The sequence below is a fragment of the Glutamicibacter bergerei genome (assembly GCF_054495185.1).
In genome coordinates this window covers 3,206,280-3,231,711 of the sequence record NZ_CM137131.1, presented here as the reverse complement: position 1 = coordinate 3,231,711, position 25,432 = coordinate 3,206,280, and the positions used below count along the sequence as shown (strand labels likewise).

The 25,432-nt window shown below is 56.8% G+C and carries 16 protein-coding genes; 9 read left to right on the top strand and 7 right to left on the bottom strand.

Going from position 1 to position 25,432, the window contains the following annotated elements:
• Positions 1–71: 71 nt before the first annotated feature.
• Positions 72–1,580, bottom strand: a complete 1,509-nt coding sequence (locus ACX5K5_RS14965; protein ID WP_443464163.1) for an AAA family ATPase — start codon at positions 1,578–1,580, stop codon at positions 72–74.
• 322 nt (positions 1,581–1,902) lie between these two features.
• Here ACX5K5_RS14965 and ACX5K5_RS14960 point away from each other — a divergent pair, with 322 nt between their 5' ends.
• On the top strand, positions 1,903–2,556 hold the full coding sequence (locus tag ACX5K5_RS14960; RefSeq protein ID WP_459174649.1) for a 4a-hydroxytetrahydrobiopterin dehydratase: 654 nt from the start codon (positions 1,903–1,905) through the stop codon (positions 2,554–2,556).
• 84 nt (positions 2,557–2,640) lie between these two features.
• Here ACX5K5_RS14960 and bcp (ACX5K5_RS14955) read toward each other — a convergent pair whose 3' ends face one another.
• Positions 2,641–3,117, bottom strand: coding sequence for a thioredoxin-dependent thiol peroxidase (bcp, locus tag ACX5K5_RS14955; RefSeq protein ID WP_188683474.1), 477 nt, complete (start codon positions 3,115–3,117; stop codon positions 2,641–2,643).
• Between the two features lie 237 nt (positions 3,118–3,354).
• Here bcp (ACX5K5_RS14955) and ACX5K5_RS14950 point away from each other — a divergent pair, with 237 nt between their 5' ends.
• Positions 3,355–4,977, top strand: coding sequence for an MFS transporter (locus ACX5K5_RS14950; protein WP_459174648.1), 1,623 nt, complete (start codon positions 3,355–3,357; stop codon positions 4,975–4,977).
• Positions 4,978–4,997: 20 nt separating this feature from the next.
• On the opposite strand, the gene ACX5K5_RS14945 is transcribed toward ACX5K5_RS14950, so the two are convergent.
• Entirely contained in the window at positions 4,998–7,070 is a 2,073-nt protein-coding gene (locus ACX5K5_RS14945) for a heavy metal translocating P-type ATPase (protein WP_459174647.1), read from the bottom strand.
• 761 nt (positions 7,071–7,831) lie between these two features.
• On the opposite strand from ACX5K5_RS14945, the gene ACX5K5_RS14940 reads away from it, so the two are divergent.
• Positions 7,832–9,208 (top strand): NAD-dependent succinate-semialdehyde dehydrogenase, encoded by a 1,377-nt coding sequence (locus ACX5K5_RS14940; RefSeq protein ID WP_459174646.1) that lies wholly within the window; start codon positions 7,832–7,834, stop codon positions 9,206–9,208.
• 74 nt (positions 9,209–9,282) lie between these two features.
• On the opposite strand, the gene bcp (ACX5K5_RS14935) is transcribed toward ACX5K5_RS14940, so the two are convergent.
• Positions 9,283–9,795, bottom strand: a complete 513-nt coding sequence (gene bcp, locus ACX5K5_RS14935; protein WP_229676965.1) for a thioredoxin-dependent thiol peroxidase — start codon at positions 9,793–9,795, stop codon at positions 9,283–9,285.
• 248 nt (positions 9,796–10,043) lie between these two features.
• Between bcp (ACX5K5_RS14935) and ACX5K5_RS14930 the strand changes: the two genes are divergently transcribed.
• From ACX5K5_RS14930 to ACX5K5_RS14920, 3 genes are all read left to right on the top strand, one after another.
• Positions 10,044–11,777: an ABC transporter ATP-binding protein gene (locus tag ACX5K5_RS14930; protein ID WP_096255866.1), complete on the top strand. Its 1,734-nt coding sequence runs from the start codon at positions 10,044–10,046 to the stop codon at positions 11,775–11,777.
• Positions 11,778–13,865, top strand: a complete 2,088-nt coding sequence (locus tag ACX5K5_RS14925; RefSeq protein ID WP_346060350.1) for an ABC transporter ATP-binding protein — start codon at positions 11,778–11,780, stop codon at positions 13,863–13,865.
• A gap of 316 nt (positions 13,866–14,181) precedes the next feature.
• Entirely contained in the window at positions 14,182–15,282 is a 1,101-nt protein-coding gene (locus ACX5K5_RS14920) for an ATP-binding protein (RefSeq protein ID WP_459175447.1), read from the top strand.
• A gap of 55 nt (positions 15,283–15,337) precedes the next feature.
• Here ACX5K5_RS14920 and ACX5K5_RS14915 read toward each other — a convergent pair whose 3' ends face one another.
• Positions 15,338–16,576 (bottom strand): Fic family protein, encoded by a 1,239-nt coding sequence (locus tag ACX5K5_RS14915; RefSeq protein WP_459174645.1) that lies wholly within the window; start codon positions 16,574–16,576, stop codon positions 15,338–15,340.
• A gap of 310 nt (positions 16,577–16,886) precedes the next feature.
• On the opposite strand from ACX5K5_RS14915, the gene ACX5K5_RS14910 reads away from it, so the two are divergent.
• Positions 16,887–18,197, top strand: a complete 1,311-nt coding sequence (locus ACX5K5_RS14910) for an SH3 domain-containing protein (RefSeq protein WP_459174644.1) — start codon at positions 16,887–16,889, stop codon at positions 18,195–18,197.
• 15 nt (positions 18,198–18,212) lie between these two features.
• Here the strand turns inward: ACX5K5_RS14910 and ACX5K5_RS14905 are convergent, their stop codons facing one another.
• Positions 18,213–19,583: a glucose-6-phosphate dehydrogenase gene (locus ACX5K5_RS14905; protein ID WP_096255874.1), complete on the bottom strand. Its 1,371-nt coding sequence runs from the start codon at positions 19,581–19,583 to the stop codon at positions 18,213–18,215.
• A 73-nt stretch (positions 19,584–19,656) separates the two neighbouring features.
• Here ACX5K5_RS14905 and ACX5K5_RS14900 point away from each other — a divergent pair, with 73 nt between their 5' ends.
• On the top strand, positions 19,657–21,552 hold the full coding sequence (locus ACX5K5_RS14900; RefSeq protein WP_459174643.1) for a glycoside hydrolase family 15 protein: 1,896 nt from the start codon (positions 19,657–19,659) through the stop codon (positions 21,550–21,552).
• A gap of 80 nt (positions 21,553–21,632) precedes the next feature.
• Positions 21,633–23,825 carry an acyltransferase family protein gene (locus ACX5K5_RS14895; RefSeq protein WP_459174642.1) on the top strand — a complete coding sequence of 731 codons (2,193 nt, stop codon included), beginning with the start codon at positions 21,633–21,635 and terminating at the stop codon, positions 23,823–23,825.
• A 26-nt stretch (positions 23,826–23,851) separates the two neighbouring features.
• On the opposite strand, the gene ACX5K5_RS14890 is transcribed toward ACX5K5_RS14895, so the two are convergent.
• The gene (locus tag ACX5K5_RS14890; RefSeq protein ID WP_459174641.1) at positions 23,852–25,177 is read right to left on the bottom strand and encodes an ISL3-like element ISPfr2 family transposase; all 1,326 of its coding nucleotides are present in this window, start codon (positions 25,175–25,177) and stop codon (positions 23,852–23,854) included.
• Positions 25,178–25,432: the final 255 nt, after the last annotated feature.

Genomic DNA, 25,432 nt, shown 5'->3' with positions numbered 1-25,432 from the left:
ACGGTTCCCGGCCATAGCAGTCATAACCAGCAAGGTGCGGTCCAAAGCCTAAAACACTCTTCAAGTCAGGGCTAGTCGTCCTCTGTCTGCGGAGGCTCGGTATCCGTACTTGTACCTGCTCCGGGGTCAAAACCTAAATTCCTCGTTTCAGGCAATGATACCCAGCCAAAGGAGCCATATTCTTCGCTGGTCGACTCATCGGTGCCGAGGTCAGGATCTTGGGTACCACCCAGGAAGTCCCGCGTTAAACTTTCCGAATCATCCATCAGCGCAGTTGCCGCGTCTTCCACATGTTGCGCGCTGACGGACACTCCGGCGATGGCAGCGGACAAGATAGCCCGGCGAATCAACTCTCGGGTAAAGGACGCAGTAGTCCCTTCAGTCTTTTGAGCTACCGAGTCGATGGTTTCTTCTGGTAACTCAAGTTTGGAACCATACAACCGCAAGAGCGCCTTGCGCGCCTCATAGTCTGGGCGTGGAATCTGCACCGCAAGGTCGATTCGCCCGGGACGTTGTACCAGTGCGCTTTCCAAGGACTCTACCCGGTTTGTAGTGAGCACAAAGGAAACGTCGGCATCTGAATCTAGGCCATCCATCGAGTCCAGTACTTCAAATAGCAATGGTTGCGGGCCATTGCCAAAACTACGGTCTTCGGCAACCAGATCGCAGTCTTCCAACACCACGATGGATGGCTGCAACGCACGAGCCATGGCCGAAGCTTGCGAGACTAACGAGAGGGTATTGCCGTTGAGCAAGATGACGGTGTGCTCGGTGGCCGCCGAAGCAAGGTACCGAACGGTATGGGTCTTGCCCGTGCCAGGAGGACCATAAAGAAGTACTCCACGTTTCAGATGGGCTCCGTAAGCCAGCAAGGCCTCGCGGTGAGTCCCCACTCCCAATACTTGCTCTTCGATACGTTCGCGCAGACCAGCGGGCAGGATCAATTGTTCGCCGCTGATTGCTTCACGCTCATGAAAGGTGACTCCTGAATTTGATTCGGAGTACTCGCTGGCTTTGAAAGAGATGACATGACCGCGGTAAACGCTGGTGGTGCGCAGGCCTTCGCGAAATTCGGCAAGGAATGCATCGGTGAGCTCGCTATTAACGCAGAGAACTTCAAGCGACGCTTCCGGTTTGCCGTATTCCGGATTTGCCTGGCGCAGTAAGACAGCCATGGGTACTTGTTCGTAGCTGAACAGGTGGATCCCGAAGGAAAGGAACCGTCGTTGTTTGCCCGGCCCCACGGCCAACGAGGTGTATGAGGGCTCGCCTAGCACGCCGAAGTTGCTTTGCACCCCAATGAGGTCGCCGAGGTCAAAATGGTGTCGATCTTGGCCTGAAAGTCCAACGAGCTTGGCTTCTGAATCACGGGAGGTCAGTCCGTCAAGAATGATGTTCGCGTCGGCTAGACGGTGGGAGCCGAAGGATTCAATGACAAGGGCAACCGTGCTCGGATCGACGCCTAGGTGCTCGGCTAAGACCGGGGCTAGGAGCTTTCCCTTGGGCTCCTGTTGGTATTCTTCGGCTAGCCGGGTGAGGTGAGTGAATGACCTCATGAACGTGCGTAGTTCTTCATCCATGACGCGAGAATACCAGTCAGGAGTTCTATGAAACTAGGGTCTGACTTAGCTGATGCACCGCAAGATGTTGGGATGTGGCCTGAGCTTATAGCTTCTGAATGGTGTGGCCCTTGTTAATGAGGCTCGTAGTGCGAGGCCCTAAGGAAGGTCGGCTTCTACAGACATGGTCTGTGCAGATCTACCGGACGAAGATGTCAAAAACTGATGGAACTCTGGTAGCTCTTCAAAGTGCTCCGTCATGGTGGGACACTGTGCATAAGGCGAGGCGTAAAGTTCCTCGCCTACGCCAGCGAAACATCGAACGCACAAGGGGCGAAATTCCATGTCGGAGAAAGAAGTTCTGAAGCAGGCTGACCGTGAAAGTCAGCTGACCCACTTGCCGCACTGGCGTTACATGCTCGGATCGCTGCGCACCGCCTTCAAATGTTCTTCCTCAGCGGTAGCCTTGGAGTTCTTTGCAGAGATAGGTGCTCTAGCGCAGGAAGCCAACCATCACCCAGATGTGGACTGGCGTTACGACACTTTGTTTGTGACGCTGGTGTCCCACGACGTCGGGGGAGTATCGCTTCGCGATACTCAACTGGCCGGGAAAATTTCTGATCTGGCACAAGAACATGGTGCCCAAGCAAACCTGAACCTGACCCGCACGGTGGAAATAGCGATTGATACCGATGACCGGGAACAGATTGCCGACACATGGCGTGCAGCCCTAGGGTACAAGGAGCAGGCCGATGGTAGCCTCACCGATCCCTATGGGCGCGGTCCTGCCATTTGGTTCCAAAACACCGAAACCCCGAATGCTAATCGTTTCCATCTGGACATTTCGGTGCCCCACTCACACCACGTGGATATTCTCGATGGTTTGAAAGAGGCCGGTGCACGGTTGAACTATGCTGACGCGCCGTCATTTACCGTGGCGACGGATCCACAAGGAAACCGCCTGTGCATCTGTACCGAAGCAGGGCGTACCGACTAAGCCTTAACCAATGGCAGGCCTCGTCCAGTACTGGACGAGGCCTGCCATTGGTCATTCATTCTTCGACTCGCGGTCTGTTAGATCTTAGACTCCCAGAGTCTCGCGCAGGCGAGTTACGTGACCGCGTGCTTCCACACCGTATTCCACGTGGCTGATCTTGCCTTCCGGATCAACTATCGCGGTGGAACGCAGGGTACCGGTGAACGTATTGCCGTTCTTGGTGCGTTCTCCGTAGGAGCCGTACGCGGTGGCCACCGAATAATCGGTATCGGAGAGCAGGTCAAAGGTCAGCGATTCATCGGCTGCGAACTGAGCTAAGGCCTCTGGCTCGTCAGGAGAAATTCCAAGAACAACATAACCTGCGCTCTTGAGCGAATTCAGGTTGTCACGGAAATCGCAGGCCTCGATGGTGCATCCAGGGGTGGCTGCCTTCGGGTAGAAGTACACCACGACATTCTTTCCACGGTAATCGCTGAGCGAAATCGTTTCGCCCTGTGCGTTGCGAAGTGAAAAATCTGGTGCGCTATCGCCGACATTGAGCGGGATTGGCTGTGCGGTCATGTTTAATCCTTTTTGATCAAGTGATTTTCTTGCCCTTACTACGAACATACTGCGGTGCTCCGCAAGTCGGAAACGCAGCCGTAGCTACCAGAGGTATTCACCGCAGATATAAGAGTGGCAATCTCAACCAAATGGTGGATCCGGGGTGCGGAATCGGTTCTTAGAATCATATTGACCGCGAAGAATTCGACGTTCTTTGGCCGGTCAGCATGAGTGGATGACGAGAGGACCAAAACCGTGGAACAGCAGATTTCGCGAGGTACACAAAGTAGGCCGCAGCGTCCCTGGGTGGCCCTAGGAGTTCTTGCCGCCGGTCTCGGTCTAGTTGTTTTGGACGGAACAATTGTCAGTGTCGCTTTGCCACAGATTATCGAGGACATTGGGCTCAGCCTGACCGACGCTCAATGGGTTAACAGCCTCTACGCGGTAATCCTCGCGGCGCTACTGTTATCCACCGGCAAGCTCGCTGACCGCTTTGGACGTAAGAAACTATTCATCATCGGTGTGCTGGTCTTCGCAACAGGTAGCTTGGTCGCAGCGGGTGCCGGAACCGCAGGAGCACTGCTCGGAGCGCGAGCAATTCAAGCAGTGGGTGCCAGTTGCATCATGCCCTCCACGCTGTCCTCGGTCAACGCAATGTTTCAAGGCAAACAACGTGCTGCCGCATTCGGCATCTGGGGCGCGGTGATTTCAGGTGCCGCAGCTATCGGCCCACTAGCAGGTGGCCTGCTGACACAATATGCCTCGTGGCATTGGATCTTCCTAGTGAACCTTCCACTAGGGGCGCTGCTGTTAGTTCTAGCCATCATTTATGTTCCCGAAAGCAAGGGTGGACGTCCGCTACCCGGTGCAGATGTGGACGGAGCCATGCTCAGTGCCATCGGTATGGGCGCTCTAGTCTTTGCAATCATTCAAGGTCCACAGGTTGGATGGTTCACACCCACCGCAGACTTCGCGCTCGCCGGGTGGATCTGGCCCAGCAGCGCACCAATTTCATTAGTATTTGTTTCCTTGATCGTCGCAGCCGTAGCTTTGACATTGTTCGTTCGGTGGGAACTCCACCGTGAAAAAGTGGGACGTTCAGCCTTGTTGGATCTGAATCTCTTTCATATTGGTTCTTTCTCCTGGGGAAACCTGACGGCAACCACCGTGGCCATTGGCGAATTTGCATTGCTCTTTGTCTTGCCGCTGTATCTGGTCAATGCCTTGGGTATGAGCGTGCTGGGTGCAGGCGTTGTCTTAGCTGCTATGGCTGTCGGTGCTTTTGGCTCGGGTGCAGCCGCCCGTCATTTGGCAGCCCGACTGGGCTCCGCCGGTACGGTCCTTCTTGGTCTAGGACTAGAAGTTATAGGTGTGCTTGCATTGGCCGGGCTGATCCGAGGGAACACTCCAGGGTGGCTCATCGCTATTGCGCTGGTAGTCTACGGAATCGGCTTGGGGCTGGCTTCGGCGCAGCTCACCGGCGCCGTTCTAGCCTCGGTACCGGTTGAGATTTCCGGCCAAGGCTCTGCCACCCAGTCCACCGTGCGGCAGATCGGCTCGGCCCTGGGTACCGCGGTTTCTGGTGCGGTGCTTTCGGCTGCACTAGCGATCACGCTTCCGGCCCAGCTAGCGGATCACGGCATCCCAGAGTCAAAGGCAACCCAACTGGCCGAAGCCACCACCCAAAGCGCCGGCACGACGATCACTCAACTACGTGTCCGTGGTGACTCCGCGTCGACAATTGATGCGCTCAGCGCAGGATTTGCTCAAGCCACGCAGCTGGCGATGCTGGTTGCCGCGGTCTTCTTGCTCCTAGGAGTACTTGGGGCATGGCAGCTACGCCGTTTACACCAGCTGCACGAAACTTCCACACGCTGAGCGCGAGCACGTAGCCGGGCTTACTTCTGCCGTTCCAATACCGCGCGTGTGCTGGCTTCCGGGGTGAGCTCAATGCGCCTGAGCAGTTGCGCATTGAGTGCCACGACCACCGTAGACAAGGACATCAAGACGGCTCCAACGGACATTGGCAGGATGAACCCAATCGGAGCTAAGACGCCGGCAGCAAGTGGGACGGACAGTAGGTTGTAGCCTGCTGCCCACCACAGGTTCTGTTTCATCTTGCGGTAGGCCGCTCGCGAGAGTTCAATGATTGAGAGCACGCTGCGCGGGTCTGAGCTTGCCAGAATCACTCCCGCCGAGGCGATAGCCACGTCGGTGCCGGCCCCAATAGCGATTCCCACATCTGCTTGGGCCAGAGCTGGTGCATCATTAACACCGTCACCCACCATGGCGACCTTCTTGCCTTCATGTTGCAGTGCGGAGACTTTGGCGGCTTTGTCTTCTGGCCGCACGCCGGAGAAGATCCGGTCAATGCCTAACTCCTTGCCGACCTTGACGGCAACTGCTTCCGCGTCACCGGTAATCATCACTACCTCTACGCCCAGTGCGTGCAGTGCTTCTACCGCGTCAAATGATTCGGGGCGGATCTCATCGGCGAGCTTGAGCGCCCCAATGACGTGGCCATCTTGCAGCACGTGAAGAATGATGGCACCTTCCAAACGCCAGGTATCGGCGATGGTTAGCTCGGATTGTCCTTCTTCGGATAGTAGGTGTGGCCCGCCGACACGGATTTGGGTACCCTCCACGGTGGCCGTCACTCCCAGTGCTGGTGATGAGCTGAAGTCGCTAGATGCCTTGATCTGCAGATTCTGATTCTTTGCCGCACCCACAATGGCTTTAGCTAGAGGGTGTTCGCTGTCTGCTTCGGCTGCAGCTGCCAGGGCAAGCACCGCATCGGCGCTTAGCTGGTCAGCTGGTTCAACTCCCGTCACCGTAGGTTCACCCTTGGTCAGCGTCCCGGTCTTATCAAAGAGCACCGCATCAACTATGCGCATCGATTCCAAAGCGAGACGATCCTTGATCAACACCCCACCGCGTGCGGAACGCTCGGTAGCGATGGAGACCACCAGCGGGATAGCAAGGCCCAAGGCGTGTGGGCAGGCAATCACGAGTACCGTGATGGTGCGGATGACTGCATCATCTGGGGATCCGAGCAAGGACCAAACAAGTGCGGTGATGACCGCAGCACCCAAGGCAAACCAGAACAACCAGGCGGCAGCCCGGTCAGCGATACGCTGAGCACGTGAGGTGGAGTTTTGTGCCTCGGTGACCAAACGATTGATACCCGCTAGCGCGGTGTCCTCACCGATGGCGGTGATTTGCAGGCGCACTCCGGAGTCGGTGGCTACGGTGCCGGCGGTGACTAAGTCACCTAGGCTGCGGCTGACCGTCCGGGATTCTCCGGTAATCATCGACTCGTCCATATCGGCCCGGCCATCAATGATAATGCCATCTGCCGGGACAGCACCGCCAGGTCTGATCATCACCACGTCACCCACTTGGAGGTCCGCCGGAGCAACGCTCACGATCTGGTCACCCTCGACACGCTCGGCCTCATCCGGCAGCAGTGCCGCCAAGGAATCAAGCGCCGAGCTGGTCTGCGCCAAGGAACGCATTTCGATCCAGTGGCCCAGCAGCATAATCACAACAAGAAGTGCCAGCTCCCACCAGAACTCCAGTTCATGATGAACCAGTCCAAGAGTGGCAGCCCACGAGGCGAGGAATGCGACGGTGATACCTAGCGAGATGAGCAGCATCATCCCGGGTTGACGCTTTTTCAGTTCTTCGAGACCGCCGGTGAGGAAAGGCCACCCGCCCCAGAAGTACATGACAGTGCCAAGCAATGCGGCGACCCACGTAGCTGCGCCGGGTACTGAATAACCAAGCAGCGAGGCAAACATTGGCGAGAAGAAAACCACCGGCACAGCGATCACTAAGTTGATCCAGAACAGTCTGCGGAATTGTCCTGCATGATCGCCGTGGCCGCCGTGGCCGCCGTGGCCGCCGTGGCCGGTATGGTCCATTTCGTGCTCGGGACCATGATGATGTTGGTGATCGTTGAGATCCTTCATCGTCGTGTCTCCTCTATCTGCCTATGGCAAGCCGGTCTGAAGTCTGGCTCAGTAGGTGCCATCGCTCAGGTATTGGTTGTTCACTCTCATGGCGGGGCATTTTCGTAAGTAGTGAAATCAAAGCCCCGCTCCCACAAGAGACCATATACCCCATAGGGGTATAAAGTAAATGTCTGTTGAAGCACGTTACAAGCAGTCTCGAACACTGTGGACTTGGCTCAGGGAAAGGGAATTAGCCGGTCTCGATAATTGGCACATTTGGCGTCGGATCAAAAGTACCAAGTAGTTGTACCCGCGGAAAATTTCACTCAGCAAGTGATCTTGGGCAGTAAGTATTGCTCTGCGCCGAACAGGCCTCAATGGAGCTTGCGTGACTTGATAGTGAGTTGGGAGCCAAGATTTCCTTATTCGCGCCCGTCTTGTTGAGCTCCGAATCTGCTTCCCTATTGCAGATAGGCAAGATATCCACCCCTGCAAGTGCTAATTGAGTGCGGAACTCTAAAGTCGAAGCGCGAACACAAGCTTGGTCCCTTCTGGAGAAGGGGTGGAGCGTTGAAGGCCAGCGATGATTTTGCCGAACGTGCCGGTAGGCGAGAAGAGTCGTTCTGAGAAGCGATGCGCCGCTGCGAGTCCAGAATTTACGCCAGCTGTGAAGAAGGGGCGGATTCCCTGACTTCTCACGCGGCATTCTTGCCATCCGGTGGGGGCTAGCTGGCAGACTGGGCTAAGCACAGTCAAGCAATGAATCTCCAAGGAGCAGCATGAGCATGTACGCGGTGACCAACCCATCCACCGGTGTAGTGGAAGCAACCTACCCCATAGCTTCGGACGAACAGATCCAGACCGCCATTTCAACAGCCCACCAAGCCTATGCAGGATGGTCCGTCTCAGCGCTGACCGACCGCGTAGCACTGCTTGAACGCGTGGCAGATATCTACGAGGCACGCGCAGACGAGCTGGCAGCGATCATCACCCGTGAAATGGGCAAACCGGTCAAGCAGGCGTTGGGCGAGATTGGGATCGTGGCGGCCATCTACCGCTACTACGCGAAGAACGGCCCGAAGTTCCTGGAAGACGAAGAGCTGGAAATCGCCTCGGGCGGCAAGGCACTGGTCCGTAAGGAAGCTGTTGGTGTGCTGCTGGGCATCATGCCGTGGAACTTCCCGTATTACCAGGTGGCCCGTTTTGCGGCCCCGAACCTGATGAACGGCAATACGGTGCTACTCAAGCACGCCCCGCAGTGCCCAGAGTCGGCGTTGGCGATGGAAGAGATCTTCCGGGAGGCAGGTGCCCCACAGGGTGCGTATGTGAACATCTTCGCCACCAATGACCAGGTCGCGGACATCATTGCCGACCGCCGAGTGCAGGGTGTCTCACTGACCGGTTCCGAACGCGCCGGTTCGGCCGTGGCGGAGATTGCCGGACGCAACCTGAAGAAGGTCGTGCTCGAGCTGGGAGGCTCGGATCCGTTCTTGGTGCTCGAAGACGCCGATGTGGCACGTTCGGCCAAAATGGGAATGCGCGCACGCTTTGGCAACACCGGCCAGGCCTGCAACGCGGCCAAGCGCTTCATCATCGATTCTTCGGTGTATGAAGACTTCTCCAAGGCGCTGACCGAGCAGGTTGCCACCATCAAGGTGGGGGATCCGACTCAGGGGGAGAACTTCCTCGGCCCGCTATCCTCGGCTGCCGCACGTGACGGTTTAGCGGCTCAGGTGCAGGACGCCATCGATAAGGGCGCCACGGTGCTGACCGGAGGCAAGACTATCGAAGGTGACGGCGCGTTCTACGAACCGACCATTCTTGCCGGGGTAACCCCGGAAATGCGTGGCTTCTCCGAGGAACTCTTTGGACCGGTAGCCGTGCTCTACAAGGTGGAGGGCGAAGAGGAAGCCGTGGAGCTGGCAAACAACAGCGAGTATGGTTTGGGCGCTTCAATTCATACCAAGGATCTGGAACGCGCCGAACGGATCTCCGCCCGGTTGCAAAGCGGCATGGTGGCCATCAATGAGCCTTCGGCCACCTTCCCGGAACTGCCTTTTGGTGGCGTGAAGCGTTCTGGTATCGGACGCGAACTTGGCAAGTACGGCATGGATGAGTTCGTTAACCACAAACTGGTGAAAATCGCCGGTCGCTAGCCGATCGATGAATAACAAGAGCCCTGTTCTCTGGATGATTTTCCGGAGAGCAGGGCTTTTGTACGTGCTACCGGCTAAACGCCGAGTTCTTCACGCAGCCGGGCGACATGGCCCTTGGCGTCTACCGCGTATTCCACGTGGCTGATCTTTCCTTCGGGGGATACGACGGCGGTGGAGCGCAGGGTGCCCACAAAAGTCTTTTCACCGAAGCTCTTCTCTCCGTAAGAGCCGTAGGCTTTGGCCACCGCATTATCCGGATCCGAAAGCAACGGGAAGTTCAGCGACTGGTCGGCGGCGAATTTCGCGATTTCTGCTGGCTCGTCCGGCGAGATCCCCAGAACCGTATATCCGGCCCCTTGCAGTGAATTGAGGTTGTCGCGGAAGTCGCAAGCTTCGGTGGTGCATCCCGGGGTCGCGGCCTTGGGGTAGAAATACACGATGACGTTTTCACCTGCGTAGTCCGCAAGCGAAATCGGAGTGGAGGTTGTATCGAGCAGGGTGAATCCGGGTGCTTCTTGGCCCGGAATTAGCGGTGTGCTTTGCGCGGTCATAACTCCAACTTTCGTATAACGGTAATTAGTTTCCATCTTATGATTTCTACCCGCTCATGGCTAGAGCCTGATTTCGCCCAGTCCAGCCGACCGGCTGACTGATCTGGGGAGGGGCAAATTCACCGTAAGTTAGGGAAAATTTAATGATTGGTAAAAATCAATCGCAAGGATGATATTCAATGTCGGAGGTAAGGGCTAGACTGACATTCGCTCTCGAATCTCCCTGCTCTTAATCCGAAGATGCAGGATGATCCTGGAGCTGATGGAGTGAGGACAACAATCACATGCTTCTGAAGATCATCCTCAGACACAGCAAACCCTACGCCGGTTGGATAACCGCCGTAGTCATCTTGCAGCTGGCCACCACCATCGCCACGCTGTACCTACCAAGCCTAAACGCAAAAATCATCGACACCGGTGTGGTCCATGCGGACATCGGCTACATCTGGCGTACCGGCGGCATTATGCTGATCGTGGCCTTCATCCAGATCATCACGGCCATCGGCGCCGTCTACTTTGGTGCCAAAACCTCGATGAGCATAGGCCGCGACATTCGTCAGTCGGTCTTTGTGAAGGTATCTACCTTCTCCGCTCAAGACGTGAATAAATTTGGTGCTGCCACACTGATTACTCGTGGCACCAACGACGTGCAACAAGTTCAGATGCTTACGCTTATGGCACTGAACTTCATGATTACCGCACCGATCATGTCAATCGGTGGCGTGATCATGGCGATCCGTGAAGATCCAGGACTGTCCTGGCTCGTCTGGGTATCGGTACCCCTAGTACTTATCGTGGTCGGCATCCTTGTGATCAAGTTGATGCCTCTCTTCCGTGACATGCAAGGACGTATTGACGGGATCAACGGTGTGCTGCGTGAGCAGATCACCGGCATCCGCGTGGTCCGCGCCTTTGTCCGCGAAAAGCACGAGACCGAACGCTACGCGGACGCCAACCAGGAGCTCACTACGCTCGGCGTTAAAGTTGGCAACCTGTTCGTGCTGATGTTCCCTGCCATTTCCATGATCCTGCACCTTTCCACTGCGGCCGTGCTGTGGTTTGGTGGACACCGTGTTGATAGCGGAGTCGTTGAGGTCGGCGCGCTGACTGCTTTCCTGCAGTACATGCTCCAGATCCTCATGGCGGTCATGATGGGAACCTTTATGGCCATGATGGTTCCGCGCGCTATGGTTTCGGCGGACCGTATTGGTGAGGTGCTGGGTAGCGATCCAAGCATGCAGGATGCCGAAAACGTGGCAATCCCTTTGCCCACCCCAGGCACCGTGGAATTCCGCAATGTCAGCTTCGGTTACCCGGGGGCTGACGCACCGGTACTCTCGGATGTTTCTTTCGTAGCCCAGCCGGGACAAACCACCGCAATCATCGGTTCGACCGGTGCCGGCAAGACCACATTGCTCAATCTGATCCCACGTCTCTACGACGCTACCGAGGGAGAAGTCCTTATTGGTGGGGTCCCGGTACGTGATCTCGGTCGAGATCAGCTGGCGCAGAATATTTCTGCGGTTCCACAACGTCCATACCTGTTCTCTGGAACCGTGGCCAGTAACCTGCGCTTCGGTGCAAAAGATGCCACAGAAGAAGAACTCTGGGAGGCGCTGCGCATCGCGCAGGCTGATGACTTTGTCTCCGAGCGTGAGAATGAGTTGGAATCAAAGATCGCCCAGGGCGGTACCAATGTTTCAGGCGGACAGCGTCAACGATTATGTATTGCTCGCGCCTTGGCAGCCAAGCCAAACACGTACCTGTTTGATGATTCTTTCTCCGCCTTGGATGTGAGCACGGATGCCAAGTTGCGTGCGGCGCTCGATGAACCAACCAAGGACGCGGCGGTCATTATCGTGGCCCAGCGCGTCTCAACAATTACCGGTGCAGACCAGATTTTGGTGTTGGAGCACGGGGTGATTGTTGCCCGGGGTACTCACGAAGAACTTCTGGAGACCTCGGAAACCTATCAAGAAATTGTTTCATCCCAGCTCAGTGCCGAGGAGGTGGCCTAAATGGCAGCGAAGAAAAAAGGCAGCGACAAGCAAGCCCAAGTTGATACCACCCTCGCAGAGGTAGACGAGTTTGAAGTGGCCGCCGCTTCCGGCGGCTGGGAGGAAACTCCGGTCCGTAAAGCTGCGCATTTCTGGCCTTCGGCTAAACGACTGATCGGTCTGATGGGACCCTACAAGGTAGGGATGAGCGTTGTCTTCGCTCTCATCACCGTGTATGTGGTGCTGTCGGTAATTGCGCCGCGAATTCTTGGCCGTGCCATGGACGTCATCTTTGCCGGCATGATCGGTAAGAACATGCAGGTGCCACCTGGCACGACCGCGGACCAGATTGTTCAGGGAATGCGTGATGCCGGTGAAACTACCCAGGCTGACATGCTTTCTCGGGTTGATTTTGTCCCTGGACAGGGTATCGATTTTGCTCAGCTCTCGCGGTACATCCTGTTGGTGCTGGCCATGTACTTCGTGGCATCGATTTTCTCCTGGGTTTCGGGCTGGTTACTGAACAAACTCGTTATGCGAGTCGTCTACAACCTGCGTAAGGATGTGGAAGATAAGATTAACCGCCTTCCGCTGAACTACTTCGACACCCGTCAGCGTGGAGACATCCTCTCCCGTGTGACTAACGACGTGGACAACATCCAGAATGCTTTGCAGCAGGCGTTGAGCCAGCTGGTTCAGTCGATTATGACGGTGATCGGCATCGTGATCATGATGTTTGTGGTCTCTTGGCAGTTGGCGCTGATCGCTTTGGTCGCTTTGCCGCTCTCCGCAGTGGGTGCAGGCTTCATTGGTTCTAAGGCGCAGAAGCTATTCACCGCGCAGTGGAAGAATACCGGTGCGCTCAACGGGCAGATTGAAGAGTCCTTCTCAGGTCACGAGCTCATGAAGGTCTTCGGCCGCGAAGACGACATGGTGGAACGTTTCACCGAACGCAACGAGGAACTCTACAAGGCAAGCTTCGGTGCACAGTTCGTATCGGGCATGATCATGCCGGTGATGAACTTCGTGTCATACCTGTCCTATGTGGGTATCGCAGTCGTTGGCGGCCTGCGTGTGGCCTCCGGCTCGATGAGCCTGGGTGATGCCACCGCATTCATCCAGTACTCACGTGAGTTCACCCAGCCGCTGGGGCAGATTGCCGGTGTAGCAAATATGCTGCAGTCCGGTGTTGCCTCGGCAGAGCGTACCTTCGAACTGTTAGACGCCGAGGAACAAGAACCTGAAGAGGCGAAACAGCAACTTCCGGCACGCACCGACGGGCACGTTTCCTTCGAGAACGTGAGCTTCTCCTATAACCCGGAGCAGCCACTGATTGAGGACCTGTCATTTGATGCAGATCCGGGGCACACAGTGGCCATTGTCGGTCCTACCGGCGCGGGTAAAACTACGCTGGTGAACCTGGTGATGCGTTTTTACGAGTTGAACTCGGGGCGCATCATGTTGGACAACGCGAATATCACCGACCTGTCACGTGCAGACCTGCGCTCGAAGGTCGGTATGGTGCTGCAGGATGCGTGGCTCTTCGGAGGCACCATTATGGAAAACATCCGCTACGGCCGCCTGGACGCCACGGACGAGGAAGTGTACGAGGCCGCGAAGGCGACCTTCGTTGACCGCTTCGTGCGGGCACTTCCAGACGGTTACGACACCATCATCGATGAGGAAGGCACCAACGTATCGGCCGGCGAAAAGCAGTTGATCACCATTGCCCGCGCGTTCGTGGCTAACCCTTCCCTGTTGATCTTGGATGAGGCGACTAGCTCGGTGGATACGCGTACCGAAGTTTTGGTGCAGCATGCCATGGCGGCGTTGCGTAGTGATCGAACTAGTTTCGTGATTGCGCACCGCCTGTCCACGATTCGTGATGCCGACACCATTTTGGTGATGGAGTCAGGCAAAATCGTGGAGCAGGGTAATCATGAAGAACTGCTCACTACCCAGGGCGCCTACTACAACCTGTACCAGTCGCAGTTTGCTGGGCCGGCTGAGGATGTGGATGCAAATCCCGACACCTCGGCAGTTCCGGTAGCCGCTGGCACCCCGGTTCCTGGCGCAGAGACCCCTGATACGGTCACTGAAACCGAGTAGTACCAGCAAGACACGAGTCATGCCGCGACGGATGGGAGCTATTCCCAGTTGTCGCGGCATGACTGTTTTCTGGATGATCATCAGGAATTTTTACTTGTTGGCTCTGAGTAGCTGGGGAAAGCTGAACCCAGGGGCCAAGATTGTGTTCAGAGCCCAAGGAATCAAGCGGAGATCACTACTTATTTGAAGTTCAAAATGGTAGGTTATTAGAAACTTTAAAAACTTTAAAAACTTTAAAAAAATTAAAGACTTCAAAGGAGTGCTCGTGGTTACCGCCAAAAATCCATTCAAACCGACGGCAGGCGCTAGACCTCCGATGCTCGTCGGGCGGGCTGAACTTCGCGAGGACTTTGCCGAAAGTATAAGCAATGGTGCTGGCGCACCAGGACTGCTTTCCATATATAGCGGCCCGCGGGGAATCGGCAAAACCGTCATGCTCGGTGAAATCGAAGACGAGGCGATTGAGCACGGGTGGATGGTAATCTCGGAGACCGCTACAAAAGGGTTGGTGCAAAGAATCGGAGCCGCGGTTCAAGCAGCAAAAGAGGAATTCATTGAAGGACCAGCTGGAAGACGGATCACTGGGTTCACTGTAGGTCCATTTTCCCTTGAATCAAGCGCGCCAGAAAAACGTGAAATGCATTGGCGCAGAACGCTTACGGAGCTGCTTCAGGAACTTAACAGCCATGGTACTGGGCTTTTGATTACTGTAGATGAGATTCATGCAATTGATCGCGACAACCTTGCTGAGATTGCTGCCGTAGTTCAACACATGATTCGTGAGGATCTACCGATTGGACTCGCCTTCGCCGGATTGCCCAAAGCCGTAGAAGATCTTTTGAATGAAGGCGTTTCTACTTTCCTGCGTCGCGCTGAGAAATACGACTTGCATTCGGCATCTATCGAAGAAGTTGCCAGTGCCTTTCGGCAGACATTTAGTGAAAGTGGCGTCGTTGCTACTGAAGAGCGCATTCAACAACTTGCCGAAGCTACTGGCGGTTATCCATTTTTAATCCAACTCGTTGGTTACCATGTATGGAGCCAAGCGGTACGTGACGGCCACGAGGTGACGCAGAAGGCATTGACTGCAGGGCTTGCCAAAGCGCGACGTCGAATGGGAGCCACGGTGGTCGAATCGGCATATCGATCACTTTCAGTCATCGACCAGTCCTACCTGCTGGCAATGGCGGAGGACGAAGGACCGTCGAAGACCAGTGAAATTGCGCAACGTTTGGGCGTTACCCAGGTTTATGCTGGGCAATACCGACTGAGATTGTTGGCGGCCGGCATTATCGAGGTGGCCGGACATGGGCAGGTTAGTTTCGCCGTTCCAACGTTGCGAGAGTTTCTACGCGAACAGCCAGGGTATAAGGCCGTGGTTCACGATCCATTAGGTGGTGTAACTTCAGCGGACTGACAAATTAGCTTGCCTGACGTGAATCTCCCGGCGCCTCCGCTATGACTTACACAGTTCAAGCCGTCCGCCGAAGAGATTTCGCATATTCATCTAGTACTTTCAGCACCCCGTCGTGCTGCCAAATCCGGTTCCTGCTTCGTCCGGACTTCTCGACCAGCACACCGCGTTCGGTCAGTACACTGAGCGCACGATGGATTGCAGCGTCGCCCAATCCGAGCTGCTCTTTAAGATATCGGGCATTAACTACAGGTTGGGCGATCAAGCGTGGCAGGATCTTCCACGCGGCGGCGCTTGAGCGCAGGCCAACTAGCTTTACAGCGGAGTCATCGAGCTGTGTAGCCAGCGAGTCGATCAGATCCTTACCTGTGTTGGCCGCAAAGATTGAGGCATTGATGAAGGTGCGGATGATCGGGGCCGCATCTCCGGAACGGAATGCTTCCAGCGCTTCAAAATAGCCAGCGGTATCCCGCAGGATTCCGTCGGAAATCGGTGCCGTGGTGTACTGAGAAATTCGTCGGTAACGCAGTATCGAATGGACTAGGGCCCGGCCTGTACGCCCGTTACCGTCCACGAATGGATGGATCGTTTCAAACTGAGCGTGCGCTATTGCTGCTTGGACGATGGCCGGCAAGTCGGTGCGTGAAATGAGTGCAACTAGGTCTTCGAGTGCGTCACTAATCAGTTCATGGCTCGGTGCAACAAAGCTGGCTCCGCGGGGCCCGGCATTATCTGTTCCCCCGATCCAGACGAGTCCTTCCCTGAATTTACCCGCTTCGTCTTCCATGCCAATCTGTTGATTCATCAAATTCTGATGCATAGCCAGGATGCTATTCAGACTGATCTGTTGGGCAAGTGCGAGCGCAGATTCCATCGCGTGGACATTGCCAACAACTTTTCGAGCGTTGGCTTTATCGCCTTCATCGATTTCCGCCAGAGCGAGTTGACGCGCTGTCGTGGTGACCTGCTCGATTTGGCTACTGAAGGAGCTCTCGGTTCGGAGCAAAACGCTGGACATGGGTCCGAGCTCAGGGTTTTTATTGCCAAATCGCAGCAGTGAGTAGACATCAAAATCCTGGAGGGCATGTATGGCTTCTTCAAGCCCGGTGATCACCAAGGAATCTGGCTGGGGATACCAATTGGCTATGAGCGCGGGCAACGCAGAGGAGTAGGAGCCCGTTTGCCGCCGGACTTCGGCATTGGAGAAGATACGCGGATTTGTGGGTTTCCAGAATAGGTTTTTGTACTCCACCGGAGGGAAGGGGAACACAGTAGATGCGTTTTGGGAATCAGCCATGACGTTCCTCCAAAGTGATAGTAAGGAATCTCGTTACTATCACTTCCGGGTGGCTCATGCTGGTGTTGTTGAACCCGACCGTGTCGATCCAGCGACGGTCATGAGGCTCTTATTTCGTTGCCTGAACGGCGCTGGACAAATGGTATCGCAAGATGGATGATCAGGCACACTGAGGATTGCGCGGTGACTGCCTAGAACTGAATCTTCCTTCGTTGTGAAACAATTCGGTTCCATACGCTAAAAGCTCTTGTCAGATCCTAGAATTAACATCACAACGAGCTACTGCTAGCCCGCGCCAAGATGGAGCAAAATGTCGTCGAAATATCGGTACTTCTTGTCCAAGACCCTTACCGCTATTGCGGTGACGACATTGCTGATCTCTGGCAATACGGTACCGGCTAACGCCGTCGCACCCAACGCTAATATCAGCGTTGCGGTGCCGACTGCAAAGACCAATGTTGCCAAGGTCAAAACCACCGCAAACCTAAACATGCGCTCCGGTTCAAGCACCAAGCATAAGGTGCTCAAAACCGTCCCCCGAGGCAAAACCGTTCCGGTTTCGGCGGTTGCCTCCAACGGCTGGTACAAAGTGACCTATCAAAAGAAGGCTGGCTGGATATCCAACAAGTACGTCAAAATCGTCGCCAAGCATTCGACCCCCAAATCCCCGTCGCCTAAAAATACCAAGACCAAGAAGGTCAATCTGTGGGTGGCTACAAAATCCACGGTGAATATGCGCAAGGGGGCAAGCACCTCTCACGCGGTAGTGCGCAGCGTTCCAAAACATGCGGCAGCAAAGGCCACCGCGCAAGCATCCAATGGCTGGTACAAAGTGACGTATCAGAAGAAAACCGGCTGGATTTCAAATAAGTACGTACTCACCTGCAGCAAAGGATGCCAGGTAGATACTGGAAGTTACACCACCAATCGTGCCGGACTTAATGATCGGTACTTCACCAAGACCAACGGTGCGGACCTGTATGCCGCGGCGGGCAAACGACTTCGTATCGGCGACATTCCGAAAAACTCCGTGGTGTACCGCGACGTGAAATGGGAGAAAGCTGGAGGCCAAGTCGGTGGTTGGTACTACGTGCGCACCCAGGGCATGGACGGCTGGATGAAGGCCTCGGCGCTCACCCGCAAGAACACCGCGGCAACCAAAAACAGCAAGGGCTACACACGCAAGCAGGCGCTCAACCAACCTAACGGCAAGCTCCGCGCATCGATGCTGGTCTCGATTCCCTGGGACCGGGAGAAGACTCTGATTGCGGCACCCGCGGTCAAGGACCTGACCCGGCTGAACTCCGCATTTAAGAAGAAGTTCGGAATGAACCTCGACATCGACCTTGCCTATCGGACGTTGGATACGCAAAAGTACTACTTCAACGAGTTAGGCCCGTACATCGCGGCGAAACCTGGTACCTCGAATCATGGCTGGGGCCTAGCTATCGACGTTCCCGAGTCGTACAACTATTCGTTCAAGGGCAAGTACTACAAATGGCTGAAAGCCCATTCGAAAAAGTACAACTGGGTGCACCGCAAGAACCTTGAAGAATTCCGCTCCAACGGCACCCTCAACCCCTATGCCGAAGCGTGGCACTTTGAGTACACCGGCAAATAGCCGGTAGCAATAAACTCAGGATTCCGTAGGAAGCCTTGGGCCTTCACTGCCCGCCGCGTAATCCTGCAAAGGCACCGAGCCGTCGTCAAAACCACGCTGAATTTCTTCGATGAGCCGCCAGCATTCCTCGGACGCATCTCCGCGTACGCTGAACGTCGCATCGGCATCGAGAATGCCGCGCAATACGTTTCCGTAGGAGGAGAGGATCGGATCCGCGGTATCGGTTTGAGCCGTCACCCGGTTCATTCCTCGCGCATCAAACGGCCCACCAACATTGAGCTCAAACTCAAGTTGCCCGGACTTCAACAACAGTCGCAGTCGGTCCCCAGGAACTCGGCCGTCATGAGGGAACTGCGGGTATTCGTGGGCTGGCCGGCGGAAATGAATCACCAGCTCCTTGCACGGTTCACCGATCGCCTTGCCAGAACGCAGGGTTACCGGGACACCGGTCCACCGCCAGCTGTCCACTTCCAGCGTCACCTGCGCGAAGGTCTCGGTATTCTTTTCCGGGTCCACTCCCGGTTCCGAAATGTAGTCAGGGTACTTCTTGCCATTAATTTCTCCGGCTGTGTACCTTCCGCGCACTACACAGCGTGCCGGATCCTCATCCCACAACCGGGTTGAGCGCAGCACGTGCGCGGTCAACGCGGGAAGCTCCACCGCATCGATGCGGGAAGGCGGTTCCATCATCACCAGGGCCATCACCTGAAGCAGGTGGGATTGAATCATGTCGCGCAGCGCACCGCTGGAATCATAAAATCCGGCACGCCCCTCTAACCCCAGAGTTTCGTCGTAGTTGATTTCAATGGATTCAACATGCTCACGGTTCAGCAGGGGCTCTAACATTCGATTGGCGAAGCGCAGCCCGGTAAAGGAATGCACCGAGGGCATATTCAGGAAATGATCCACCCTGAAGGTCTGGGATTCGGGCACCAGCTGGCCGACTAAACGATTCAGTTCCCGTGCGGATTCCAGGTCATGGCCTATGGGCTTTTCAAGGGCCAGGACGAGATCTTCGGGCAGGTTCAGCTCGTTGAGTACTTCCAGGGACTTCATGGTCACCTGGGGTGGCAACGCAAAGTACAGGCACACCGGGGAAGCCAGCTCATCGAGTAGCTTCTGCAGGTCGGTTGCGCTGGTCGCATCACACACCGTGAAGGATGATGTTTTCAGCGCGTAATCTACCGCCGGGCCGCTGGCCTGAACCGTGCCGAACGCGGCAGCTACCGTTTGTTCCCATGCTTCATCGGCTTGTCTGTCCGCACCGATGACGGTGACTTGACGTTCGGGCTGGGCTGTCAGCAAAGTAGCCAGGCCGGGTAAAAGCAGTCTTGAGGTGAGATCTCCGGTCGCGCCGAGAATGACAAGGTTCTTGATGCTGTCCATATGCGCACCCTACTCCTTGCCGTGGCGGATCTGTACCCTTTTATTGAACCGCGCATGCTGTTTGAATGAACCTATGGAAAGCTCCGAACCAGGTACACGTTCCACACCGCTTGAAGACTATGCGCTGCTCTCCGATTTACGCACCGGCCCGCTGGTGTCTCGTGACGGAAGCATTGATTGGCTATGTTTCCCGCGATTTGATTCGCCTTCGGTCTTTGCAGCGCTAATTGGCACCGAAGACGACGGCAGGTGGTGGCTCTGGGCACCGGGAGGACAGGTAGTGTCCCGCCGCTACCTGCCGCGGACCTTTGTGCTGGAAACTATTTGGCGCACCAAAACCGGAACCGCGCAAGTACTGGACTTCCTTCCGCCGCGCTCACAACAGGCAGATGTGCTGCGCAAGGTCAGCGTTCTCGAAGGCCAGGTGAACATCGCGCATGACCTGCGTATCCGATTCGATTACAACCGGTCCAAGCCATGGACCCGCAAGATTACCCTCGGCGACGGGACAACCACCGGGCTGCTCTCCGTCGCCGGACCCGACGCACTGCTGCTGACCGGGCCACAACTTCACCCAGACGTGCCCGAGAATGAAGATCAGGCTTCCTCGGCCGAACATCCTGGCCCCAACCGGCCCGACGACTACAGCGGTGCAGCCTCCGGCAACCTCACCGGAGAATTCACGCTGACTGCCGGAGAGTCCCAGACCTGGGCATTAAGCTGGTTCCGGTCCCATCTTCCGGCTCCGACACCGCTGGATCCAGAAGAAGCCTTGGAAAGGACCATTAACTACTGGCATCAATGGTCCTCCAAGGTGCAGGTTCGTGACCGGTATGACGAGATGTCACTGCGTTCATTAATGGTGCTCAGGGCTCTGACGGACCATGAGACCGGTGGCCTCGTCGCCGCCCCGACCACCTCGTTGCCCGAGGAGTTCGGCGGGCAGCGCAACTGGGATTACCGGTACACCTGGCTGCGTGATGCCTCGTTGACCATTAATACCCTGGTGACTCACGACTTCACCGAAGGTGCCTTGCATTGGCGGGACTGGCTGCTGCGCGCGGTCGCCGGAGATCCCGATGACTTACAGATCATGTACGGCATTGCCGGGGAACGGGTGCTGACCGAATTTGAGCTGGACCACCTGGCCGGGTATGCAGAGTCAAAACCTGTGCGTATTGGCAACGGCGCCTACGGGCAGTACCAAGCCGATGTGGTCGGAGAGGTGATGCTGGCGCTGGCAAAACTGCGGGACGCCGGACACGACGAAGATGACTATTCTTGGGCCCTGCTGCAGAACATGCTCACATTCCTCGAACGGAATATGGAACGCAAGGGCCATGGAATCTGGGAAATGCGGGGCGAATCCGATTATTTCACCCACGGGCGGGCCATGATGTTTGCGGCCTTTGACCAAGGGATCAAGGCAATAGAAAAGCATGGGCTGAGCGGACCGATAGAGTCCTGGAGAAAGCTGCGCGAGCAATTGCGTGAAGAGATTTTCCAGCAGGGTTATAACGTGGAACTGAATTCTTTTACACAGGCTTATTCGAACACCGAAGTTGATGCCTCCTTGCTGCAACTGCCCAATACCGGTCTCATCGACCCACAAGATCCACGCATGCTGGGCACCGTGAAACGTATTGAAGAGGAGCTATTAGATGATGCCGGACTGCTGTTGCGGTATCGGACCCAAACCGGTAAAGACGGGCTGCCCGGCGGCGAATACTCGTTCTTGATGTGTTCCTTCTGGCTGGTAGAACAATACGCCCGCTCGGACCGGCTCGCAGAAGCCAAAAAATTGTTGGACCGCCTCTCCCACTTCGCGACAGATCTGGGACTTTTTGCGGAAGAATACGATTCTGCCGGAGGACGCTTGGCCGGGAACTTTCCCCAGGCCTTCAGCCATCTCGGCTTTGTGCGCGCGGTGGATGCGGTGGAAGGGGTCCTGCCCGAAACCGGAAGATAGCCATTTTCTTTGTGCTTTGTCGGGCATAACCGCATGAGGAATCACGGGAAACCAGCCTGCCATCCACTAACGTTAGCCGAGTGAATGTACTTGCCCGTGCGCAGAAGTCTGCGAATAAAACCAATAATTCAGCAGCTCCCACGGTGCAGTCCAATGGATCTTCCATGGGGTTCCGCCCAGAACTTCAAGGGCTGCGCGCCATTGCGGTACTTCTGGTCATCTTTCATCACCTGCGACCCGGTGCGCTCAGCGGCGGTTTTATCGGCGTCGACATCTTCTTTGTCATCTCCGGTTACCTGATCACCGCGCATCTCTATCGCGAATTACTGGGTACCGGGAGAATCTCTTTGCTGAGCTTCTGGGCCAGACGCATCCGCCGGCTTTTGCCGCTGGCCTTTACCGTGCTCCTCGCGACGGCCTTGCTGGTTTATCTGTGGATCCCCACCACCGAGCACGGAACAATGTTCAAGCATCTTGCAGCCGCCGGGCTCTATGTGGAGAACTGGGCACTGGTCTCGGACGCGACCGACTACGCGGCGGCGGGACAGATGGCGACCGCGGTCCAGCACTATTGGTCCTTGTCGGTTGAAGAGCAGTTCTACCTTTGCTGGCCATTACTGCTGTTGGCCGGCGCCTGGCTTATCCCGAAGATTTTCCCGCGGAAACATACTTCCGGTGCCGAACACCGAGGCGGGTACTCGGTCCACCGCATCATGCTGATCACCATCAGCATCATCGCGGTACTGAGTTTTATTTACGGTTTATGGATCACCGCGGCGAACCCAGCTGGCGCTTATTTTGATACCGCGGCGCGAGCCTGGCAGTTTGCCGTCGGAGGGTTGGTGGCGCTTCTATGCATCAACCGAGGTGTCCGTGGTTGGGCCGGAATGCTGCTGGGCTGGGCTGGATTGGCAACACTGCTCATTGGTGCGCTGATGATTCCCACGCTGACCAGGTTCCCCGGAACCATGGCGTTGGTACCCACACTGGGAACTGCAGCCGTCCTCGCTGCTGCCAACGTTAGCCATGGGTTTGGGCGTTGGTTTTCACACGGTACCTGGCTCTCTCTTGCTCCGGCACGCTGGCTTGGTGACATCAGCTACGGCGCGTACCTGTGGCACTGGCCGCTGATTATCGTGGCACCCTTTGTGCTGAACACCGAGCCGAAGTGGTATCACGAGGCAGGAATCTTCGCGCTGACCCTCCTGCTGGCATGGCTGTCGCAGCTCTTGATTGAAAGCCCGCTTCGTTTTGGTTCACTGCTCAAACCGGTAAAGAACGCATTGATTTTTGCACTGGCTGGAATGCTCATTATTGCCGGTGTTAGTTGGGCAGGAACCGCTGCCTCGGCGCAAAGCGCCAACCTGCCCCGAATGAGCCAAGATGATCCTTGTTATGGCGCTCGCACATTGCTGGATCCGGTGAACTGTCAGCCGGTGGAATCGGATTTTGCCCCATATCCTTCGGCGGTCGCAGTATCCCAACAGGTCCGGGCACCTTTGTTCCCGGGATGCGAGACCGACACTCTCGAGGTGGGGGATAAGAACTGCCTGCTGGGAGACACCGAGAATCCCAAGCTCCGTGTTGCTGTCGTGGGGGACTCGCACGCCACCGCGTGGCTTCCGGCCCTAGAGGTTCTGGCCAAAAAGCGTCATTGGCAGCTTGAAACTCATATCCGTTCGGGTTGTTCTCCTTCGCTGGCTGTCTTGAAGCAGGCCGAACAGCTCAGTGGCCAAGCCGAGCGTTTGTGCACCGATTCAATTCGGGCGTTGGGCCCACAATTAGCAAATGATGAAACTCTGGATGCCGTGATCGTGGCGGCTCAAGGCAATAAGCGCCAGTGGGTTTCCTCGCCCGGTTACGAATTTTCAGATCCCAAAACCGAAGGATTCACCAGCCTCTGGAAGTCGTGGACCGAAAAAGGCAAAAAAGTCGCGGTCATTCAGGAGGTCCCTCGGCTCGGCAACAAGAACGTGCCCACCTGCGTGGCTACGAACCCCGAAGATCCACAGGCCTGCTCCGTAACTCGCGACAAGGGCCTCTCCATCCGGCATAACTTGAAAAAGGCCCTGGACAGTAAAACTGCCCCGGAAGGTATCGTTCACGCAGACCTCACGAACAGCATCTGCTCCGATGAGCGTTGCTTCGCGGTCCTCGGCTCGCTGATCACCTACTATGATCAGTCGCATCTATCTCATGATTTTGCCCGTTCGCTGGCTCCCGAGCTAGGCAAGGAACTTGCCAAGGAACCGCTCTTCGCTTCGGGCTCCTAGGTTCTTCGACGCCGCCTTAAAGTGGCTCATCCCAATCGGGGGTGTAGGAGTTGGGGTCTGAAGCCGCCGGTCTCGAGCAGGCTTCGGGCGATGTAGTTGGTCAGGTTGCGGAACCCGAGTGCGGAGCCGCGCAGGTGTTCGAGCCGTCCGTTGAGCGCCACGGTCGGCCCGTTGCTGGTGCCGGGTCGTTCGAAGTAGGCGAGCACGTCAGCGGCTCGCTTCTTCAGGGTCCGGCCCAGGGTGGTGAGCTCGGTGAGCACCTTGGGGACGCCGGCGCTGAGGTCGGTGATCAGCTTCTCCATGAGCTCGCGGCCACGTTGCCGGTCCTCGTGGCGATAGGCGGCGATCATGCGCTGGTAGACACCCCAGGTCGCCTCGACCTCGACGTGAGCGTCATCAACGAACAGCGCGCGTAGCCTGTCGCTCTGCTTGTCGGTGAGCAGGTCCGCGCCGGTGTGCAGCGTGCGCCGCGACTTGTAGAGCGGGTCGTCCCTGAACCCACGGTGCCCGTGGATCGCGAGTTGGACCCGGCGCCGGCACCTGTCGAGGGCGTCACCGGCCAGGCGCACGACGTGGAAGGGATCCATCACCGTGACCGCGTCCGGGATCTCCTCTGCAGCGGCGGTCTTGAACCCGGTGAAGCCGTCCATCGCGACCACCTCGACCGCGTCACGGAAGGCGTCGTCGCGGTCGGAGAGCCAGGTCTTGAACGCCGCCTTCGACCGGCCCTCGACCATGTCCAGCAGCCTTGCTGGGCCGGCGCCATCGCGGACCGGGGTGAGGTCGATGATCACGGTGACGTACTTGTCGCCACGCCTGGTGTGGCGCCAGACGTGCTCATCGACGCCAATGACCTTCACGCCCTCAAACCGCGTGGGGTCGTTGATCAGCAGCCGCTTGCCTTCAGCCAGGACCGCGTTGTTGGCGGTGTCCCACGCGACCCCGAGTCCCTCGGCGACACGGGCGACGGTGAGGTGTGCGACCACGATCCCTTCCAGCGCCCACCGCAGCCCGGTGCGCGAGAGCTTCGCGCGTGGCTCCGCCGCGGCGCTGGTGTCTTGGCGCCACACGTGTCCGCAGTCGGCACAGCGGTAGCGGCGCACTACAACTTCCAGCACGGTCGGTCGCCAGCCCAGCGGCTCGTGAGCCAACCGCCGGATCACGGTGTCACGAGCAGCGCCTTCGCTGCCGCACCGTCGGCACCACTGATCTGGTTCCACCACGCGGCACGCGAGGACCGCACGATCCGGTTCAAGTCGTTGTCCGGTCACGCTCAGACCGAGGCCGTCGAGTCGAGCGAAGGCGGTCAGGTCAGGGCGGCCGAAGCCGGCCGGCGGGGTAGCGTCGGACACGTCGAGGTCTTTCGGATGGATGGCGTAGGAACCTCCGTCGTCGGGAGACCTCGACGTCTATCTGCGGACCGACGCGCCCGGCCGACCTACACCGTCATCTGAGAAGACCCCTGAAACGTCTTCGACGACGACGGGACCGGCGAGGAGGAGGGCGCGGTGAGCTAAAGGAATGGAGCTTACTCGGCTTCGACGCCGCCGCAAGCTCCGGTGAAACGGTCGGTTCTGGTGGTCGCGCGATGCGCTGGCCTCACGGCT

What these genes read in the sequence shown, in the direction of transcription:
- ACX5K5_RS14930 (WP_096255866.1), top strand. Translation starts at nt 10,044, where the DNA reads ATGCTTCTGAAGATCATCCTCAGACACAGCAAACCCTACGCCGGTTGG.
- ACX5K5_RS14910 (WP_459174644.1), top strand. Translation starts at nt 16,887, where the DNA reads ATGTCGTCGAAATATCGGTACTTCTTGTCCAAGACCCTTACCGCTATT.
- ACX5K5_RS14960 (WP_459174649.1), top strand. Translation starts at nt 1,903, where the DNA reads ATGTCGGAGAAAGAAGTTCTGAAGCAGGCTGACCGTGAAAGTCAGCTG.
- bcp (WP_229676965.1), bottom strand. Translation starts at nt 9,795, where the DNA reads ATGGAAACTAATTACCGTTATACGAAAGTTGGAGTTATGACCGCGCAA.
- ACX5K5_RS14920 (WP_459175447.1), top strand. Translation starts at nt 14,182, where the DNA reads ATGCTCGTCGGGCGGGCTGAACTTCGCGAGGACTTTGCCGAAAGTATA.
- ACX5K5_RS14940 (WP_459174646.1), top strand. Translation starts at nt 7,832, where the DNA reads ATGAGCATGTACGCGGTGACCAACCCATCCACCGGTGTAGTGGAAGCA.
- ACX5K5_RS14925 (WP_346060350.1), top strand. Translation starts at nt 11,778, where the DNA reads ATGGCAGCGAAGAAAAAAGGCAGCGACAAGCAAGCCCAAGTTGATACC.
- ACX5K5_RS14905 (WP_096255874.1), bottom strand. Translation starts at nt 19,583, where the DNA reads ATGGACAGCATCAAGAACCTTGTCATTCTCGGCGCGACCGGAGATCTC.
- ACX5K5_RS14915 (WP_459174645.1), bottom strand. Translation starts at nt 16,576, where the DNA reads ATGGCTGATTCCCAAAACGCATCTACTGTGTTCCCCTTCCCTCCGGTG.
- ACX5K5_RS14900 (WP_459174643.1), top strand. Translation starts at nt 19,657, where the DNA reads ATGGAAAGCTCCGAACCAGGTACACGTTCCACACCGCTTGAAGACTAT.
- ACX5K5_RS14945 (WP_459174647.1), bottom strand. Translation starts at nt 7,070, where the DNA reads ATGAAGGATCTCAACGATCACCAACATCATCATGGTCCCGAGCACGAA.
- bcp (WP_188683474.1), bottom strand. Translation starts at nt 3,117, where the DNA reads ATGACCGCACAGCCAATCCCGCTCAATGTCGGCGATAGCGCACCAGAT.
- ACX5K5_RS14965 (WP_443464163.1), bottom strand. Translation starts at nt 1,580, where the DNA reads ATGGATGAAGAACTACGCACGTTCATGAGGTCATTCACTCACCTCACC.